Here is a 17,379-nt window from a genome sequence, read left to right as displayed (position 1 = left end):
GTGGTGCACGCGGCGGCGGCCGCGCTGCTGGTGTTCGCGGTGGGCGCGGTCGCGCTGCGCGGGGTGGCCGGGGCGCGGGTCGCGCTGGCGTTCACGGCGCTGATCGCGCTCGGCGAGTGCGTCCGGATCACTCTTCCGGGCGACCGCGAGCAGGCGCCGATCGGCGCGGCCGGCGCGCTGGCGTACTCCCTGCTCGGGCCGCTGCGCGGGGTGCCCACCGCGCCCGGGATGCTCCAGGTCGTCGCGGTGACCGGCGTCGGCCTGCTGCTGTCCTGGCTGCCCGGCCTCGCGTTGCCCCGGCTCAGGGCGTGCCGCCCGGGCCGGGGCCGACCGGGCCTGATCCAGCGGGCTCGCCCCGGCCGCCCGCACCGGCGCCCGCCCTGGGCCGACCCGGCTCGGCGGGACAGCGCCGCCCGTCGGCTGCTCGGGGTCGGCTTCGCCGCCGCCGTCTTCCAGCCGCTCTACAACGGCGGACTGGTCGACCGCTTCTCGCCCGAGGGCCCGGCGTACGGGGCGTTCCTGACCGCCGTCGCCGCGCTGGCCGCGCTCTGCGACGCGACCCTGGCGGCGCTGCTGCGCCGGTCGGCGGCGGGTCTGGAGGGCGGGCTGCGGTTCCCGGCGGCGCTGGAGGACGAACTGCGCTCGCTGTTCGGGATCGGCTCGGCGATCGTCGCCACCGGGATGCTGGTCAGCCTGGCGGCCGGCGAGGTCGGGCTGTGGGCGCTGCCGCTGTTCTGCACCCCGCTGCTGCTCGCCCAGGTGTCCTTCCGGCGGGCCGCGGCCGTGCGGGCCACCACCGGGCAGACCATCGCCAGCCTGGCCCGGGCCACCGAGGTGGCCGGCTACACCCCGCACGGGCACGCCCGCCGGGTCGCGGACACGGCGTGCGCGCTGGGGTGCGAGCTGGGGCTGGGCACCCGGGAACTCGCCCTGCTGGAGTACGCGGCGCTGATGCACGACGTGGGCCAGCTGTCGCTGGTCGAGCCGGTGCCGGACGGCGCGACCGCGCTGCTGCCCTGCGCCGAGCAGCAGCGGATCGCCCGGCTGGGCAGCGAGGTGATCCGCCGCACCGGGGTGCCCCGGCAGGTCGCCGAGCAGGTCGCCCGGCTGGCCGATCCGGTGCTCGGCACGGCCGGCGGGGACGGCGCGGTGCCGCTGGCGGCCCGGATCATCCGGGTGGCCAACGCCCACGACGACCTGCTGACGGCGGCCCGCGGCCGCGGGGTCGGCGAGGCGGTGGGCCGGCTGGAGGCGCTGGAGGTGCTGCGGCTGGGGCGCGGCCGGGTGTACGACGCCCGGGTGGTGGACGCACTGGCCCGGGTGGGCGGCTAGGCCCTGTCCGGTGGATCAGGCCCGGGCTCGGGCGGGCTCGGGCGCGGGCCTGAGTTCGGAGGCTGACCCGGGCTCCGGCGGAGCGCCGCGGACCGGCGGGCCTCCGTCGGGGTTGAGGCGGGGCGGCCGGGCGGGCAGGCTGGGTAGGGGCGGCCCCAACCTCGGCGGTGGGGAGCGCGGGCGGGGGCGGGCGTGGTTGGATGCGGTCGTAGCGTGGAACACCGACCCGGGGCACCGTGCCCCGGACCCCCGCGGAAGTGGATCCGGACGCGGCGGTACGGGACTTGAGCGGACGACGACGGCAGGGACGAACGTGAGGATCTTCCACCGGGCACGGCACCGGCCGTCCGCCACCTGGCGGCAGACGACCGACCGGGCCTTCACGCTGATCGGCGACGGCCGCTACGAGGACGCCGGCGCGCTGCTGGTGATGGCCGCCGACCTGGAGCCCTGGCTGTCCGACTCCTGGTTCAACCTCGCCCTGCTGCACAAGTTCCGCCGGGACTGGGAGCAGGCCCGCTCGGCCGGGCTGCGGGCCGTCGCCCTGCTGGACCGCGAGCACGGCGCCCCCGACTGGTGGAACCTCGGCATCACCGCGACCGCCTTGCAGGACTGGCCGCTGGCCCGCCGCGCCTGGCAGGCGTACGGGCTGAAGCTGCCCGGCGGCCCGGGCGGGCAGCAGGACGGCCCGGTCAGCCTGGACCTCGGCACCACCCCGGTGCGGCTCTCCCCGGACGGCGAGTCCGAGGTGGTGTGGGGCCGCCGGCTGGACCCGGCCCGGATCGAGGTGCTGTCCATCCCGCTGCCGTCCTCCGGCCGCCGCTGGGGCGAGGTGGTGCTGCACGACGGCGCCCCGCACGGTGAGCGGGTCACGGACGGGGTCGCCTACCCGGTGTTCGACGAGATCGAGCTGTGGGCGCCGTCCCCGGTGCCGACCTACGTGGTGCTGCTCCAGGCCGCCACGGCGGGGGACCGGGACGCGCTGGAGCGGGTGGTCGCGGACGCCGGCTACGCGGCGGAGGACTGGACGTCCTCGGTGCGGCTGCTCTGCCGGGCCTGTTCGGAGAGCCGGATGGCCGCGGACGACGGGAACACCGCCCACCACGACCCGCACGACGACGGCGACGCCGCGCACCCCGGACACCTCAGCCACCTCAGCCAGGGCGGGGAGGCCGGAATGTCCTGGCTGGTGGAGCGCGAGTGCGGGATCGCCGCGCCCGCCCTGCTGGTCCGCTCGTTGCTGGACCGCTGGGCCGCGTCCTCGCCCGGCACGCGGGCGTACCGCGATCTGGAAGAAGTCTGTTGAGCGCGCCGCTTACCCTTGAGCGGTGTACCCGGCGAGAGCCGAATACCTGGACCATTCTCGGAAGCGGAAGCGGATAAGCAGCGATGGCGGAGCAGCAGGACCACCAGCACGACCACGACCATGACCAGGAGTCGGCGGCCGACGAGGCCCCGCTGAAGGTGGTCGGCGAGCAGCCGGACCTCTCCAAGGGCACCGCGCGCCCGATCACCGTGGTGGGCAACCCGGTCCTGCACCGCGAGGTCAAGGACGTCACCGCGTTCGACGGTGAGCTGTCCGCGTTGATCGACGACATGTTCCAGTCGATGTACGCGGCCGAGGGCGTGGGCCTGGCGGCCAATCAGATCGGCGTGGACCTGAAGGTCTTCGTCTACGACTGCCCGGACGACGAGGGCGTGCGCCACGTCGGCCACGTGATCAACCCGACGCTGGAGGAGTACCCGGCGGACCGCCGGCGGGTGCTGGACGACAGCAACGAGGGCTGCCTGTCGGTGCCGGGCGCGTACGCCGAGCTGCCCCGCCCGGAGTACGCGGCGGTGACCGGCGTGGACAAGGACGGCCGGCCGATCCGGGTCGAGGGCACCGGCTTCTTCGCCCGCTGCCTGCAGCACGAGACCGACCACCTGTTCGGCACCCTCTACATCGACAAGCTGTCGAAGCGGGACCGCAAGGACGCGCTGAAGCAGATGGCCGAGGGCACCCCGCGGTACGCGACCGTGGCGAACGACTGACGAACCGCCGAGGGCCGGGGCGCGACGGGCGTCCCGGCCCTCGGCGTTCCCGCACGTGACGCTCCCGCTCCTGACGCCGCCGGTCGCGCTCTGCCGGTCGCGTCCCGTCAGCCGGGTGCCCGGCCGGTGGACTCGCGGGCGACCAGCTCCGGCGTGAACAGGTAGTCCCGGGCCTGCCCGCCGTGTCCCTCCAGCTGGCGCCACAGGGTCGCTCCAACCACCGCTACGACGCCGTCTCCTTCGACCGCGTCGACCCCGCGCTCGGCGGCGACGAGGCGCTCATCGCGCTCACCGCCGAGGCCCACCGGCGCGGCATCAAGGTCATCGGCGACATCACGCTCAACCACTCCGGCAGCGACCACGACTGGTTCCGCGCCGCGCAGCAGGACCCGCACAGCCCCGAGGCCGGCTTCTACTTCTTCGGCGAAGGCGGCCCGGACGACTACGCCACCTTCCTCGGCGTGCGCACCCTGCCGACCTTCGACCACCGCTCGCCCGAACTGCGCCGCCGCCTCTACGAGGGCCCCGACTCGGTGATCGCCAAGTACCTCAAGGCGCCGTTCCACCTGGACGGCCGGCGGGTCGACGTGGCGCAGATGGCCGGCCGGCGCGGCGAGGTGGAGCTCAACCAGCGGGTCGCCACCACCACCGCGGCCACCGTCCGGGCCGCCAACCCCGACGCCGTCCTGCTCGCCGAGCACCAGCACGACGCCTCGCTCACCCTCAAGGGCGACGGCTGGCAGGGCACCATGAGCTACGCGGGCTTCACCCGCCCGGTGTGGTCCTGGCTCGCCGAGCGGCACGACCAGAAGGACTTCTGGGCGGTGCCCGGGCCGATCCCCGACTACGGCGGCGCCCAGGTGCGGGCCGTGATGACGGCGTTCGGCGCCGCCCTGCCCTGGCGCAGCCGGGTGCACAACCTCACCCTGCTGGACTCGCACGACACCGCCAGGTTCCGCAGCTTCGCCGGCCCCGAGCGCCAACTGCTGGGCGCGGCCCTGCTGTTCACCCTGCCCGGCACCCCGATGGTGTTCTCCGGCGACGAGGTCGGCGTCGAGGGCGAGGGCCTGGAGGAGGGCCGCAAGCCGTTCCCCTGGGACGAATCCGCCTGGGGCCAGCACACCTACCGCACCTACCGCGAGCTGATCCGGCTGCGCCGCAGCCACAGCGCGCTCAGCGGCGGCGGGCTGCGCTGGCTGCTCGCCGAGCGCGACGTCCTGCTGTTCGAGCGCGAGGACGAGCGGGAGCGGATCCTGGTGCAGATCAGCCGGGCCGACCACCCGCCGGTGGCCGGCGAGTGGCACGCCACCCACCTGCTCGGCGGGCCCCAGCTCGTCCCCGGCCGCGACCTGCCCGCCGAGGGCCCGGCCGTGCACGTCTGGTCGGTGGCCCGATGAGCGCCGTGCGCACCACGGGGACTGCCGGGGCCGGCACGCGCCGCGGCCGGATCGAGCGCATCCCCGGCTTCCGCTCCGAACTGCTCGGCAACGAGCGCGAGTTGCTCGTCCACCTGCCGCCCGGCTACGACGACGACCCGGGCGCCGACTACCCCGTGCTCTACCTCCAGGACGGCCAGCAGGTCTTCGACCAGGGCCAGCGGCCCACCTGGGCGCTGGACCGGACGCTGGAGCAGCTGTACGCCGAGGGCCTGATCCCCGAGCTGATCGCGGTCGGCGTGCCCAACGCCGTCCTCTCGCCGTTCCTCACCCACGTCGACCCGGCCGACCTCGGCGAGAAGGTGGTCCACGAGCGCTACCGGCGACGCGGCCCGCGCCGACTCTGGCTGGACATCGGCGGCCGGGAGGGCCTGATCATGGCCAGGCCCGCCCGCGAACTGGCCGTCCAACTGCTCGACGAGGCCGGCTACACCTCCGGCGCGGACCTCCTCTACTACGAGGACCCGGCCGCGCCGCACCACGAGGACGCCTGGCGACCCCGCTCCCGGCACGCGCTGCTGCACCTCTTCGGCGCCCCCTCGCCGGTCGTCTCGCTCAGCGCCGCCGAGCGGCTGCGGCTCGCCCCCGGCGAGACCTGGAGCGCCGTCAACCCGGTCGCCGTCCGGGCCGACGGCGTGCGGTACACCGCCCTGGAGGCCGAATACCGGGTGGAGCGGCCCGAGGTCGCGGCCGTCTCGCCGCACGGGCTGCTGCGCCCGCTGGCCACCGGGCGCACCGCGCTGACCGTCGGCTTCGCCAACTTCACCGCCGTGCTCACCAGCCTCGCCATCCGCGGGCCCTTCCTCGGCGTCCTCGCCTGGACCTTCGGCTTCGCCCTGCTCTCCACCGGCGCGTCCTTCGCCCTCGGCCTCGGCCTGGCGCTCACCCTGCACCACCCGCGGCTGCGCGGGCAGCGGGTCTACCGCTCGCTGATGCTGCTGCCGTACGCGATGCCCGCGTTCATCGGCATCCTGATCTGGCAGAGCATGTACTACCGGGACTTCGGGCTGCTCAACCAACTGCTGCACGCCAGGGTCGACTGGCTGGGCGACGCCTGGAACGCCCGGTTCGCGGTGGTGCTCACCAGCCTCTGGCTCGGGTTCCCCAACATGCTGCTGATCTGTACGGGCGTGCTGCAGGCGATGCCCGCCGAACTCGACGAGGCCGCCCGGATCGACGGCGCCGGGCCGTGGACGGCGTTCCGGGCGGTCACCTGCCCGCTGCTGCTGGTCGCCGCCGCGCCGGTGCTGATCTCGTCCTTCGCCTTCAACTTCAACAACTTCAACGCGATCCAACTGCTCACCGGCGGCGGGCCGTTCGACGGCGCGGGCGGCACGGCCGGATCCACCGACATCCTGATCAGCTACACCTACCGGCTGGCCTTCGGCGGGCAGGGCGCGCAGTACGGCTTCGCCGCCGCGCTGTCCATCGTCATCTTCCTGCTGGTCGGGCTGATCACGCTGGTGGGGCTTCCGCCGCACCCGCGCCCTGGAGGAGCTGAACGCATGACCGCCACCCCTGCCCCTGCCCCTGCCCCTGCCCCCGCCCCTGCCGTCTCCACTGCCGCCCGCTGGCTGCGCCGCTTCGGCTGGCGGCACCTGATCGCCGTGCTCGCCGTCTGCTTCGCGCTGTTCCCGCTGCTGTTCGTGCTGTCCGCGGCGCTGAACCCGCTGGGCACGCTCCAGTCGTCCACGCTGCTGCCCCGGCACGCCTCGCTCGCCAACTTCACCGCGCTGTTCACCAGCGGGCAGTACCCCTTCGCCCGGTGGCTGGGGAACACGGCGCTGGTCTGCGGCACCTTCGCGGTGCTGAACGTGCTGCTCGGGGTGCTGGCCGCGTACGCCTTCTCGCGGTTCCGCTTCCGGGGCCGGCGGATCGGGCTGATGGCGGTCTTCCTGGTGCAGATGTTCCCGCAGTTCCTCACGGTGATCTCGCTCTACCTGATGTTCGCCAAGATCGGGGACGTCCTGCCGGCGATCGGCCTGGACACCCCGTGGGGCCTGGTGCTGGTCTACCTCGGCGGCGCGATGGGAGTGAACACCTGGCTGATGAAGGGCTACCTGGACACCATCCCGCGCGAGATCGACGAGGCCGCCAAGGTGGACGGCGCCGGGCACGCGCAGATCTTCTTCCGGCTGATCCTGCCGCTCGTCGCGCCGATGCTGGTGGTCATCTCGATCCTGTCGCTGACCGCCGCGCTCAACGACGTGATCCTGGCGAACATCTTCCTGACCTCGAACGACTCCAAGACCGTCGCGGTCGGCCTCTACGGGATCATCTCCGGCCAACAGGACCAGAACTACGGGCTGTTCGCGGCCGGGGCGTTGGTGACCTCGCTGCCGGTGATCGTCGTCTACCAGTTCCTCCAGCGCTACCTGGCCCAGGGCCTGACCGCCGGGTCGGTCAAGGGGTGACCGGTGGCGGGTGCGGCGGGGGGTTCGTCGGCGGGTTCGTCGGCGGGTTTGTATCCGCCGGGCATCAGGGAGCGCGCGGCCTGACGTCGATGTGGGCGAGGAGGCCGATGCGTCCGGTATCTGCCGTATCGTGCCCTTGTCCGCCACCGCCGTTTGCCACCGCCCACCGTGCGTCGCCGCCCACCGCTCACCGCCCACCGCCCGCAGCCGTCCGAGCAGGAGCCGTCCGCCCGTGTCCTCGCCCGCGCCGCCCCCGCACCCCGTCCGCGTGCTGCTGGTCGAGGACGACGAGCTGATGCGCCGCTCCTTCACCGTCGCGTTGGAACGCTACGGCTACGGGATGTCCGCCGCGGCGGACGGCCTCACGGCGCTGGAACTGTTCCGGGACGAGCAGTTCGACCTGCTGATCCTGGACGTGATGCTGCCCGGCCTGGACGGGATCGGCCTGTGCCGCAAGGTCCGGGAGACCAGCCTGGTGCCCGTCCTGATGATGTCCGCGCGCGGCGACGGCCTCGACGTCGTCGCCGGCCTGGAGGCCGGGGCGGACGACTACGTGGTCAAGCCCGTGGACACGTACGTGCTGGTGGCGCGCATCCGCTCGCTGCTGCGGCGGGCGACGTACGCGCCACCCGCCCCGGCGCCCTCGCCCGGAGCCGCCGACGGGGACGTCCTGGTGTTCGGGGACCTCACCGTCGACACCGCCGGAATGGAGGTGTCCGTCGGCGGGGCGCCGGTGGCGCTGACCCCGACCGAGCTGAAGCTGCTGCTGGAGTTCGCCGCCCACCCCGGCGTCGTGCTGGAGCGGCACACCCTGCTGCGCAACGTCTGGGAGTACGGCTGGGACGGCGACAGCCGGGTCGTGGACCTGTGCGTGCAGCGGCTGCGCCGCAAGCTCGGCCGGGAGCGGATCGAGACGGTCCGCGGCTTCGGCTACAAGCTCAGGCGCTGAGAGCGGTGCACACGATTCCCCGGCCGGCCCGCGCCCCCCTGCGCTGGAAGATCGCCGCGCTGGCCGCCGCCACCGCCTGCCTCGTCGCGGCGGCGGTCGGAGTGCTGGTGCACCTGTGGACGGCGCAGGACATCCGCAGCCGGGCCGAGGCGCAGGCCTTCAACGCCGTCTACTCGGCCATGGACGTCTACCGGCGCACCGGATCGCTGGCGGACGGCGCCGAACTCGACCCCGTCGACCTGCCCGCCGCCCTGCGCCACCCGGTCGACGGCGAACGGCACACGGCCTACGACGGGCACGCCGAAGGGAACTCGGGCCCGAGCTACTGGGCCGCCCAGCGCACCGGCGGGCCCGGCAGCCCCGTCCTCGCCATCCGGGTCAACCTGGGACCGCAGCTCTCCGACCTGCCCCGGCTGGACGTGGCGATGGCGGTGGCCTCGCTGGTCGCGCTCGCGGCGGCCACACCGGCCGCGGTCTACGGGGCCGGGCTGCTCGCCCGCCGGCTGCGGCGGGTCGCCGAGACGGCCGGCCGGATCTCCGCCGGGGACCTCGACGCCCGGACCGGGCCCACCAAGGGCGGCGACGAAGTCGCCGACATCGCGGCGACGGTGGACCTGATGGCCGACAGCCTCGGCCGACGACTGCGCTCCGAACGGCAGTTCACCGCGGACGTGGCACACGAGCTGCGCACGCCGGTCGGCGGACTGCTGGCCGCCGTCGACCTGCTGCCGGCGGGCGAGACCGAGGACCTGATCCGGGCGCGGGTGCGGGACCTGCGCGCTCTGGTCGAGGACCTGCTGGAGATCTCGCGGCTGGACGCCGGGGCGGAGGAGGTGGCGCGGGCCCGGGTGCCGCTCGCGGCCGTCGTCCGGGAGGCCGCGCTGCGCACCGGGTACGAGGCCGAGATCGCCGTGGCGGCGGAGCTGACGGTGGAGACCGATCCGCGGCGGCTGGAGCGGATCGTCGGCAACCTCGTCGTCAACGCGCACCGGCACGGGGCCGCCCCCGTCCTGGTCACCGTCCAGGACCGTACGGTCGTCGTGCGCGACCACGGCCCCGGCTTCCCGCCGGACCTGCTGCGCCACGGCCCGCGGCGCTTCCACACCGGCGCCGCCGAGCGCGGCACGGGCCACGGACTGGGGCTGACCATCGCGTTGGGGCAGGCCCGGCTGCTCGGCGCGGAGCTGCGCCTCGACAACGCGGAGGACGGCGGCGCGGTGGCGACTCTGCGGCTGCCGGGCTGACCGCCTCGGTTGCTACCGGACTGCTGCCGAGCGGAGCGGTCGTCGATACACGGCGGCGCAGGGGCCTGATACGTGCTCCGGACACCCTTCGAAGTGCACCGACTCGCACCTCGGACAGGAGCCCCTCCCGTGATCGCCAACCCCCTTGCCCTGCACGCGACCCCCGGGGTCGCGGCCGCCGTCGCCGACCTGACGAAGACCTACGGCGGCGGCGACACCCGGGTGACCGCCCTGGACCGGGTCAGCGTGGCCTTCCGGGAGGGCGAGTTCACCGCGATCATGGGCCCGTCCGGTTGCGGCAAGTCCACCCTGATGCACTGCGCGGCCGGGCTCGACACCCCCACGTCGGGGTCGGTGCGGATCGGCACGACGGAGCTGGGCGGCCTGGGCGACCGGCAGCTCACCCGGCTGCGGCGGGACCGGGTCGGCTTCATCTTCCAGGCGTTCAACCTGCTGCCCACCCTGACCGCGCTGGAGAACATCACGCTCCCGCTGTCGTTGGCCGGGCGGACGCCGGACCGGCAGTGGCTGGACCGCGTGGTGTCGATGGTCGGGCTCTCCCGGCGCCTCGACCACCGGCCGGCCGAGCTGTCCGGCGGGCAGCAGCAGCGCGTCGCGGTCGCCCGGGCGCTGGTCGCGCGGCCCTCGATCGTGTTCGGCGACGAGCCGACCGGCAACCTCGACTCGCAGTCCGGGGCCGAGGTGCTCGGCTTCCTGCGGGACTCCGTCAGGGAGCTGGGGCAGACGGTGGTCATGGTGACCCACGACCCGGTGGCCGCCGGGTACGCGGACCGGGTGGTGTTCCTGGCCGACGGGCGGCTGGTCGACGAGATGGCGCACCCGACGCCGGACCGGGTGCTGGACGTCATGAAGTCCTTCGCGGGCTGACCCGCACCCCCCGACTCTCGAAAGCTGATCATGCTGACCACAGCCCTGCGCAACGTCCTGGCGCACAAGGCCCGGCTGCTCATGACCGTCCTCGCGGTCTGCCTCGGCGTCGCCTTCGCCTCCGGCACCCTCGTCTTCGCGGACTCGACCGCCGCCGCCCACCGGGCGGCCGCGTCCCGCACCTTCGCCGACATCGCGGTCAGCGTCACCGCGAAGGAGTCCCCTGCCGCCCCCGACCAGCCGAACGTGTTGACGGACGAGTTGGCGCGCCGGATCGCGGACGTGCCCGGTGTCGCGGCGGTACGGCCGTCGGTCGACGGGAGCGCCACGTTGAACGCGGCCGACGGCAGGCCGCTGCGGGTCAAGCGGGGGACGAACCTCGCGGACGCCTACGTCCCGGGGCGCGACGGCGAGGACGCCCGCTACCCCGTGGTCGAGGGGCGTGCCCCGGCCGGTGCCGACGAGATCGCCGTCGATCGGGGCACCGCGGCGGCGGGCCGGTACCGGGTGGGCGACCCGGTCACGCTCGCCACGGACGGCCCGGCCCTCACCGCGCGGCTGGTCGGCATCGTGACCACCACAGACACCCAGGTCACGGCCAGCGGTACGCTCACCCTGTTCGATCGGGCCACCGCGCAGCGGCTGTTCGCAACTCCCGGGCACTACACCAGCCTTGAGGTCTCCGCCGGGCCGGGCGCCGGCCAGTACGAACTGGCGGAGCGGATCGCCGCCGTCCTGCCGCCCGGCCGGGCCGAAGTCACCACCGGACAGGCGCAGGCGAACCAACAAGCCATCTACGTCGGCACGTTGACCCGGGGCTACCAGAAGCTGCCGATGGTCTTCGCCGGGGTGTCGCTGTTCATCGGCTCGTTCCTCGTGGTCAACACCTTCACCATGCTCGTCGCCCGGCGCACCCGGGAGATCGCCCTGCTGCGGGCGGTCGGCGCGACCCGGCGCCAGGTGGTGCGCTCGCTGCTGGCCGAAGCGGCGCTGGTCGGGGTCGTCGCGTCGGTGGTGGGGTTCGTCCTCGGGCTCGGCATCGCGGCCGTGCTGCCCGGGCTGCTGAGTGGCGAGGGCGGTCGGCTGCCGGAGGGGCCGTTGGTCATCGGACCCCGGCCGGTGGCGGCAGCCCTGTTCGTCGGGGTCGGCGTGACGGTGCTGGCCGCCTGGCTGCCGTCGCGCAGGGCGGCGCGGATCGCGCCGATCGAGGCGCTGCGGGCGGCGGCCGCGCAGCCGGGCGGGCGCTCGCGGCTGCGTCCGATCGTGGGGGTGGGGCTGCTCGTCCTCGGCGTCGGCTGGCTGGTCGCGCTCGCGGGTGCGGCGAAGGACGCCTCCGAGGCGAATCTGCGGAGTGCGATGGCGGGTTGCGGGCTTCTGGTCGTCGCCCTGATCGTGCTGGCACCGACGCTCGCCGTCCCGGTGATCCGGCTGACGGGCCGCCTCACCCGGCGGTTCGGCGTCGTCGGCCTGCTGGCCCGGCAGAACGCGCTGCGCGACCCCCGGCGCACGGCGGCGACCGCCGCCACGCTGCTGATCAGCACGGCGCTGGTCAGCGGGCTCGCCACCATCGGCAGCTCCACCGGACAGGCCCTCGACCGGCAGGCGGCGGACGGCCTCGCCGCCGACTACGTGATCAGCACCGGCGACACCATGACCGGCATCGACCCGGCGGCCGTGCAGCGGGTGGCCGGTCTTGCGGGGGTGCGCGGCGCGAGCGCGGTCGCGGACTCCACGGTGGTCATCGGCGGCAAGGTCCGTGAGATCTCCGGCATCGACCCCGTCTCTGTTGAACAGGCCGTGAAGCTCGACTTCGTGAGCGGTTCCGTGGAGGACCTCGGGCCCGGCCGGATCGCCGTCTCCAGCAGCGTCGCCCGGGAGACCGGGGTGAGCACGGGAGGCCAGGTCAACGTGCGGATGGGCCGGAGCGAGGAGTTCACGCGGTACACCGTCGTGGGCGTCTACCAGGACAACCCCACCGCCCACGACGCGGTCGGCGCCCGGGGCGAGGTGCAGCAGCACGGCTTCAAGCCCGGCTCCGTCCAGCGGATCCTCGTCCGGGGCGACGGCTTGTCCGGGCGCGACCTGCGGACCGCTGTCGGCAACAACCCGCTGCTGAAGGTGCAGGACCGGGCCGAGCTGGTGCGGGAGGCGGCGGGGACGATGGGCGACCTGCTGACGCTGATGTACGGGCTGCTCGGCATCGGCGTCGTGATCGCCGCGCTCGGCATCGTCAACACCCTGGCCATGTCCGTCACCGAACGGACGCGTGAGATCGGCGCCCTGCGCGCCATCGGCATGGATCGCGCGGGCATCCGTCGGATGATCCGCCTGGAGGCCGTGACGGTCGCGGCGTTCGGCACCCTGCTCGGCCTGGCCGGCGGCCTGTTCGGCGCCTGGGCCGTCGGCGCGCTGGCGGGCGGCGCGGTCAAGCAGTACGCGCTGGTGTTGCCCTGGGGCACGCTCGCGCTCGTCTGCCTGGGGTCGCTCGCGATCGGCGCGGTCGCGGCAGCGGTCCCGGCCCGGCGGGCGGCGGCCCTCAGCCCGCTGGAGGCGGTCGCGGAGGTGTGACCGGTCGATCGCCCTGTCCCCGCCCGGTGCGAACGCCGGGCGGGGACCATCAGCGTCGCGGCCGGGACAGGGCGATCGGGTCGTCCGGATCCTCGATGTGGTCGCTCACTGGCCCCGAGACGGTGAAGGAACGTTGAGGCCTGGGTCCGCGGGATCGGCTGCTGGTCGTCGTGGTGGCCGTGCAGGGACCCTGCGCTCACCATTCCTCCGGAAGTCTCGTGCAGGCGGGACCGGCATCAGTGTCTTCCCCCGCAGGCCTGGCCGGTACCGGAGCCGTCACGAGAGTCCTGAGCTGGTGTTCCTTCCCGGCGAAGATTGACCGGCTTGTCCGTCTCAGCAAAGGTTGACCAGGCGTTGCTATGGCCCTGCAACCTACACAGCCCTCACAAGAGAGCCCAATGCCTGAACTTCCCGCCACACGCCGCATCACCCTCCACCTACCCGCCGACCTCGTCGACTGGCTCCACGAGTTCGCCGAGATCTCTCACCGATCCGTTGACGAGGTGGTCCGGCCACTGATCGAGGCGGAGAAAGCCCGCTTCGATGCAAACTGGGATCGGACGTCACCAGGGCCTGGTTAGAGTCGAGGAGCGCCACGACCAGCAGCTCAACGCCCACACGCGACCGGTTGGCAGCCGCTCCTTCGTCGTGTGCGGGTCGGGCGCCATGTACCAGACGATGGAAGGCCGTTGGGGCTGCGCCTCTTGTGGCTCCACCTGGGCCTGAGACAGCGAGAAGGGCCAAGGAGCATGCCGATCTGTGCGGAGTGCCGCACCGCTGAGGCGGTCATCGAGGACCTGGACGTCGGGTGACTGGCCTGGCCGGCGATCGCACATCAGGCACGACGAAGCGCCCCTGCCCGGCGGGAGCACTTCGTCAGCCTGAGACCGACGGCCGAGCGACGTGTCGGATCGGGCACGGGATGTCCGGCCAGATCCGGTTGGGGCACGCGATCACGTAGTGGCCCGACCAGCGGCTGTCGGACACCCAGCGGGACCAGACGACGTCCGAGGCGCCCTCCAACTGCTCAACCGCGCGGAGTCGCCGTGCCTCGAAGGGAAGTTGGGGGTCGCCGCCAGGGGTGTGTTCCTCGTACCGTTCCGCAAGCCAGTCCACTGCGTTGCTCACCGCCACCCAGGTGCCCCGCACCTGGGCGGCCGGGCGCAGGAGCCACCAGCCGGTCATCATCGGCGGGAGTTCCGAGAGGCCGAACCGTGCGGCCTCGATCGGGCGACGCTCCGGCTCCTTCGCCAGCAGCCGGCCGTCACCGGCCCACTCGTAGCCGTGGAAGTGCAACAGTGCTTCTCCTCGGAGACGTGGAAGCCCCGGCCGCCCGCACGGGACTGCGGGCGGCCGGGGCTGTCAAGGGACTTCAGACGGACAGGCCGAACCGCGCCGGGTCGATTCCGGCCTCGGTCAACTCCTCGGCGGTGAACAGCAACGGTTCGCGGTCGGGACGCTTGCTGTCGCCGAGGGCGAAGACGCCGTGCTCGACCAGGCCGAGGGTCACGCACGACTCGCCGTCGTCGCCCCCGCCCTGGTTGCCGCCGCACGCACGGTTGAACTCGACCTGGGAGAGGTCGAGTCCGTACAGGTTGCGCTCAGTCATCGCCTGCACCTTCCGGTATCGCTTCGGGGCAGCACGGAACGGCCCCGCCCTGCCCAGGACTTGGGCGGGAGAATGAGGGGGAGTTCAGCCCCACAGGCTGATGCGGGTGGTGAGCTGGTCGGCCGGCACCTGGCGCGGTTTGGCGTCCGGCTCGAACAGCGGCCGGACCAGCGCCCGGCCGTCCTGGGCGCCCACGATTTCGACCAGACACCCGGTCGTCAGGTCCTTCCGGACCGGATTGTTGTCGATCCGCTCCATGAGTTCCGCGTGCGTACGGCGGCGTGTGGTGCCGGTCGGCTGTGCGAAACCGTCAGTGGGCATGGAGCGCTCCTGTGGCTCTCGAATCATTTCGGCGAGTCACCAAATTACCGGGGCGTTGGGGTTGTTTCTGTGCGCTTTCCCGTTCCCGAAAGAACTCACCTCAGGCCCGTTTGGGCAGTGCGCGCATTCCATTTTCCGCCCGGGTCGAACGGGAGGGATCGTAGGGCTCAGGTGGCCCACCGAATCCCGCCGAACGTGGGCGCAGGAAGTCGGACCGGTCGACTTCCTGCACCGCGAAGGTTCGCTGGTTGGCTATCGGCAGAGATCCTGTGATGTCTCCCGATGGCGGGAAGTCCACTCGTGCAACGCGGCCCGAGCGTCCTCGCCCCAGAGCGCGTAATTCTCGAAGGTTCGGAACGTGTCCAGGTACTCCTGGACGTCGTGGGGCCTGTTGAACACGAGCACGCCTGCGGCTACCTCAACGGTGGCCAAGGATGCGTCGTAGACGGTGAAGACGTTCATCGGCGCCTTCGGCATATGGCCGGCCAGCGGGATGACTCCGAGTCGAACATTCGGCAAGCGGGAGACCGAAGCCAGGTGGTCGAGCTGCGTGGCCATGGCCTGCGCCGGTACCAGCGGCCAAAGGCAGGCCTGCTCCGTCAAAACAAAGGTGAAGCTCTTGGTGACGTCGCGGAGTACGGCTTGCCGCTCAAGCTTCTTGGCGATGACCCTCGAGTGATCGCCGGGGATCTGGGCCAGACTGGCGTTGACGTACGCCGGCGTCGAGAGCAGTCCGGTGATCATGGTCGGCAGGAAGTGGCGGGGTTCCGTCGAGGTCCGCTCAAGGCTCGCCAGCTCAACCTGCTTCTTGTCCGCGCCGTTTCAGCGGAGGATTCTGGCGTCCTGCCGCTCTGGACCCGCGAGCCGTGCTGAATCCGACCTGTTTTCCACTGAGGATTCCTTTGGATTCTTATTCTCGAAGGAATTCGTCTCGGATCCCTTCGACCAGTGCGCGCATGTCGTCTCCGTGTAGTGCTACGGCATCGAATTCGGAGAATTTTGACAGATAGACGCCGACATCTCGTGGATCGTGAGTGGTGATCTCTGAATGGAACGTCTCCACGATGACCAGGCGATCGTCATACATGCTGAAGCATGTCATTGGGAAGTCCGGCATTCGTCTGGCGAGGGGAATAGACCCGATGGTCACGTTGGGAAGGCGGGACAGTGACACCAGGCGATCGAGCTGTGTAGCCATGACGGCAGGAGGACAGATCCGCCAGCGTAGTACATGTTCACAGATGAGGAAGTGGAACTGCCGCTGGCGGTCGTACAATACGGCCTGGCGCTCCAGTCGAGCTGCGATCGTTTTCGTCTTCGCCTCTTCTGGCAGCTCTGGGTGCAAGGCGAAGACGGCCGAGACATATTCGGCGCTCTGGAGCAGTCCAGGAATCAGCTGTCCCTGGAAGAGTCGGAGAAGGCCTGTTCGGGCTTCGATGGCTTTGATGGCGTGCTGGTGCTTCCAGTGGCCCATTCGGCGGAGTTCCCGCCAGGCGACCTCTTCGGTCGCCGCGCCGCGGGCTGCCTCCAGGAACTCTGCTTTGGCTTCGCCTGATATGCCGAGCGCGGTCAGGATGAGGTCCACGTCCTGCACGCTCGGCAGGGTCTTGCCGTTTTCGATCTTCGAAAGCTTGGCTGGAGACATGGAAGCCCTGCGGGCGACGGTCTCGGCTGTCTTGTCCGAGGCGATCCGTAGCGCCCGCAGGGCTTTGCCCAAGTCCTTGTGCTGTTCTCCGCTCAAGCCGCCGAGTACTCCCCGAAAGGCACGGCGTTCGTCAGAGCGATCTCCCGGTACTGCTGGTACTCGCTCAGGTAGTCGTCGGGCAGGAGTTCGGCTCCGAGGAACTGCCCTGCATCCGTGTAGTGCATCCGGTAGACCTGGGCGTCATCGAACAGCCAGAAGTCGTGGTCCGGTAGCCCGGCCACCTTCTGGCGAGCCGTGTCGATGATGCCGATCGACTCGCCGGCCTTGATGTTGCCGGGGTACGACGCCAGCTCGTAGCGGAGGTAGTCCGACAAGGGGGAGTGGAGGACGTGCACCCGGGCCACCTGCTTGCCCAGATCCGTCATGGAGCGGACCCAGGGGTTGTCGAAGCGGCCAGGCGGCAGCCCCTTGCCGGCGAGGAAATCCGCGAACTCTTCACGTTCGTCGTCCACGTCGTAGACGGCCAGAGTTTCGAGCCGGAAGGCCGTTCGCTCGAACGTCTTGAAGAGACGGCCGAAGTCTTCACCCTTGAGCATGGAAGTACCCCTCCAGGACCGCAGCGGGGATCACGACCGCCGACTCGCCGTCCGGCAGGTTCAACTCCGCCAGACGGTAAGGGTCGGTGATCGCGTATCCCTGGACCACGTAGTCCCCGTTCTCGGTGCCCCACAGCGTGGGGCACGATCCGTCGTTGCAGGACCCATTCCCAGACAGCCAACGCAGCATCAGGTGCCTCCAGTCGCCGGTGGTTCCTGTCTTGGCCGATGCTCCCGGCTCTCTGGGCACAGGGTCAAGAACCTGATCTTTCCAGAACGGGAAAGTCGTTCGACCGCCCCCGCCCGGTGTGAACGCCGGGTGGGGGCGGGGGAGTTCAGGGGG

General features: G+C 72.0%; 15 protein-coding genes. 9 read left to right on the top strand and 6 right to left on the bottom strand.

Features of this window, described 5'->3' with window-relative positions:
* From ACIOGZ_RS31770 to ACIOGZ_RS31730, 9 genes are all read left to right on the top strand, one after another.
* A complete protein-coding gene (locus tag ACIOGZ_RS31770) occupies positions 1-1,332 on the top strand; it encodes an HD-GYP domain-containing protein (RefSeq protein WP_400988585.1) in 1,332 nt (443 codons plus the stop codon).
* Positions 1,333-1,645: 313 nt separating this feature from the next.
* Entirely contained in the window at positions 1,646-2,638 is a 993-nt protein-coding gene (locus ACIOGZ_RS31765; RefSeq protein ID WP_363586975.1) for a hypothetical protein, read from the top strand.
* An 83-nt stretch (positions 2,639-2,721) separates the two neighbouring features.
* Positions 2,722-3,366: a peptide deformylase gene (def, locus tag ACIOGZ_RS31760; RefSeq protein WP_363628646.1), complete on the top strand. Its 645-nt coding sequence runs from the start codon at positions 2,722-2,724 to the stop codon at positions 3,364-3,366.
* A gap of 182 nt (positions 3,367-3,548) precedes the next feature.
* Positions 3,549-4,763 carry an alpha-amylase family glycosyl hydrolase gene (locus ACIOGZ_RS31755; RefSeq protein ID WP_363628648.1) on the top strand — a complete coding sequence of 405 codons (1,215 nt, stop codon included), beginning with the start codon at positions 3,549-3,551 and terminating at the stop codon, positions 4,761-4,763.
* Positions 4,760-7,216, top strand: a complete 2,457-nt coding sequence (locus ACIOGZ_RS31750) for an ABC transporter permease subunit (RefSeq protein ID WP_400988582.1) — start codon at positions 4,760-4,762, stop codon at positions 7,214-7,216. Before ACIOGZ_RS31755 ends, ACIOGZ_RS31750 begins: the two co-directional genes overlap by 4 nt.
* 232 nt (positions 7,217-7,448) lie before the next feature.
* Positions 7,449-8,165, top strand: a complete 717-nt coding sequence (cseB, locus tag ACIOGZ_RS31745) for a two-component system response regulator CseB (protein ID WP_363619353.1) — start codon at positions 7,449-7,451, stop codon at positions 8,163-8,165.
* A 5-nt stretch (positions 8,166-8,170) separates the two neighbouring features.
* Positions 8,171-9,409, top strand: coding sequence for a sensor histidine kinase (locus tag ACIOGZ_RS31740; RefSeq protein WP_400988581.1), 1,239 nt, complete (start codon positions 8,171-8,173; stop codon positions 9,407-9,409).
* A 132-nt stretch (positions 9,410-9,541) separates the two neighbouring features.
* A complete protein-coding gene (locus tag ACIOGZ_RS31735; RefSeq protein ID WP_363586991.1) occupies positions 9,542-10,297 on the top strand; it encodes an ABC transporter ATP-binding protein in 756 nt (251 codons plus the stop codon).
* Between the two features lie 30 nt (positions 10,298-10,327).
* Positions 10,328-12,865, top strand: coding sequence for an ABC transporter permease (locus ACIOGZ_RS31730; RefSeq protein WP_400988580.1), 2,538 nt, complete (start codon positions 10,328-10,330; stop codon positions 12,863-12,865).
* 876 nt (positions 12,866-13,741) lie between these two features.
* Here ACIOGZ_RS31730 and ACIOGZ_RS31725 read toward each other — a convergent pair.
* The 6 genes from ACIOGZ_RS31725 to ACIOGZ_RS31700 form a co-directional block, all read right to left on the bottom strand.
* On the bottom strand, positions 13,742-14,161 hold the full coding sequence (locus tag ACIOGZ_RS31725) for a hypothetical protein (protein ID WP_400988577.1): 420 nt from the start codon (positions 14,159-14,161) through the stop codon (positions 13,742-13,744).
* A 76-nt stretch (positions 14,162-14,237) separates the two neighbouring features.
* Positions 14,238-14,474: a DUF397 domain-containing protein gene (locus tag ACIOGZ_RS31720; protein ID WP_363586966.1), complete on the bottom strand. Its 237-nt coding sequence runs from the start codon at positions 14,472-14,474 to the stop codon at positions 14,238-14,240.
* 84 nt (positions 14,475-14,558) lie between these two features.
* Positions 14,559-14,795, bottom strand: coding sequence for a hypothetical protein (locus tag ACIOGZ_RS31715; RefSeq protein ID WP_363628659.1), 237 nt, complete (start codon positions 14,793-14,795; stop codon positions 14,559-14,561).
* 252 nt (positions 14,796-15,047) lie between these two features.
* Positions 15,048-15,590, bottom strand: a complete 543-nt coding sequence (locus ACIOGZ_RS31710) for a DUF5753 domain-containing protein (RefSeq protein ID WP_400471802.1) — start codon at positions 15,588-15,590, stop codon at positions 15,048-15,050.
* A gap of 115 nt (positions 15,591-15,705) precedes the next feature.
* The gene (locus ACIOGZ_RS31705) at positions 15,706-16,536 is read right to left on the bottom strand and encodes a helix-turn-helix transcriptional regulator (RefSeq protein ID WP_363586964.1); all 831 of its coding nucleotides are present in this window, start codon (positions 16,534-16,536) and stop codon (positions 15,706-15,708) included.
* A complete protein-coding gene (locus ACIOGZ_RS31700; RefSeq protein WP_363619349.1) occupies positions 16,533-17,036 on the bottom strand; it encodes a DUF6879 family protein in 504 nt (167 codons plus the stop codon). Before ACIOGZ_RS31700 ends, ACIOGZ_RS31705 begins: the two co-directional genes overlap by 4 nt.
* Between the last annotated feature and the right edge of the window lie 343 nt (positions 17,037-17,379).

This window comes from Kitasatospora sp. NPDC088160, from assembly GCF_044741445.1.
Taxonomy (GTDB): Bacteria; Actinomycetota; Actinomycetes; order Streptomycetales; family Streptomycetaceae; genus Kitasatospora.
The sequence above is the reverse complement of the archived record's forward strand: the minus strand, read 5'-3'. Positions and strand labels throughout refer to the sequence as shown.

Coding starts and splice junctions, on each gene's coding strand:
- def (WP_363628646.1), top strand. CDS start 2,722: ATGGCGGAGCAGCAGGACCACCAGCACGACCACGACCATGACCAGGAG.
- ACIOGZ_RS31750 (WP_400988582.1), top strand. CDS start 4,760: ATGAGCGCCGTGCGCACCACGGGGACTGCCGGGGCCGGCACGCGCCGC.
- ACIOGZ_RS31730 (WP_400988580.1), top strand. CDS start 10,328: ATGCTGACCACAGCCCTGCGCAACGTCCTGGCGCACAAGGCCCGGCTG.
- ACIOGZ_RS31720 (WP_363586966.1), bottom strand. CDS start 14,474: ATGACTGAGCGCAACCTGTACGGACTCGACCTCTCCCAGGTCGAGTTC.
- ACIOGZ_RS31715 (WP_363628659.1), bottom strand. CDS start 14,795: ATGCCCACTGACGGTTTCGCACAGCCGACCGGCACCACACGCCGCCGT.
- ACIOGZ_RS31700 (WP_363619349.1), bottom strand. CDS start 17,036: ATGCTCAAGGGTGAAGACTTCGGCCGTCTCTTCAAGACGTTCGAGCGA.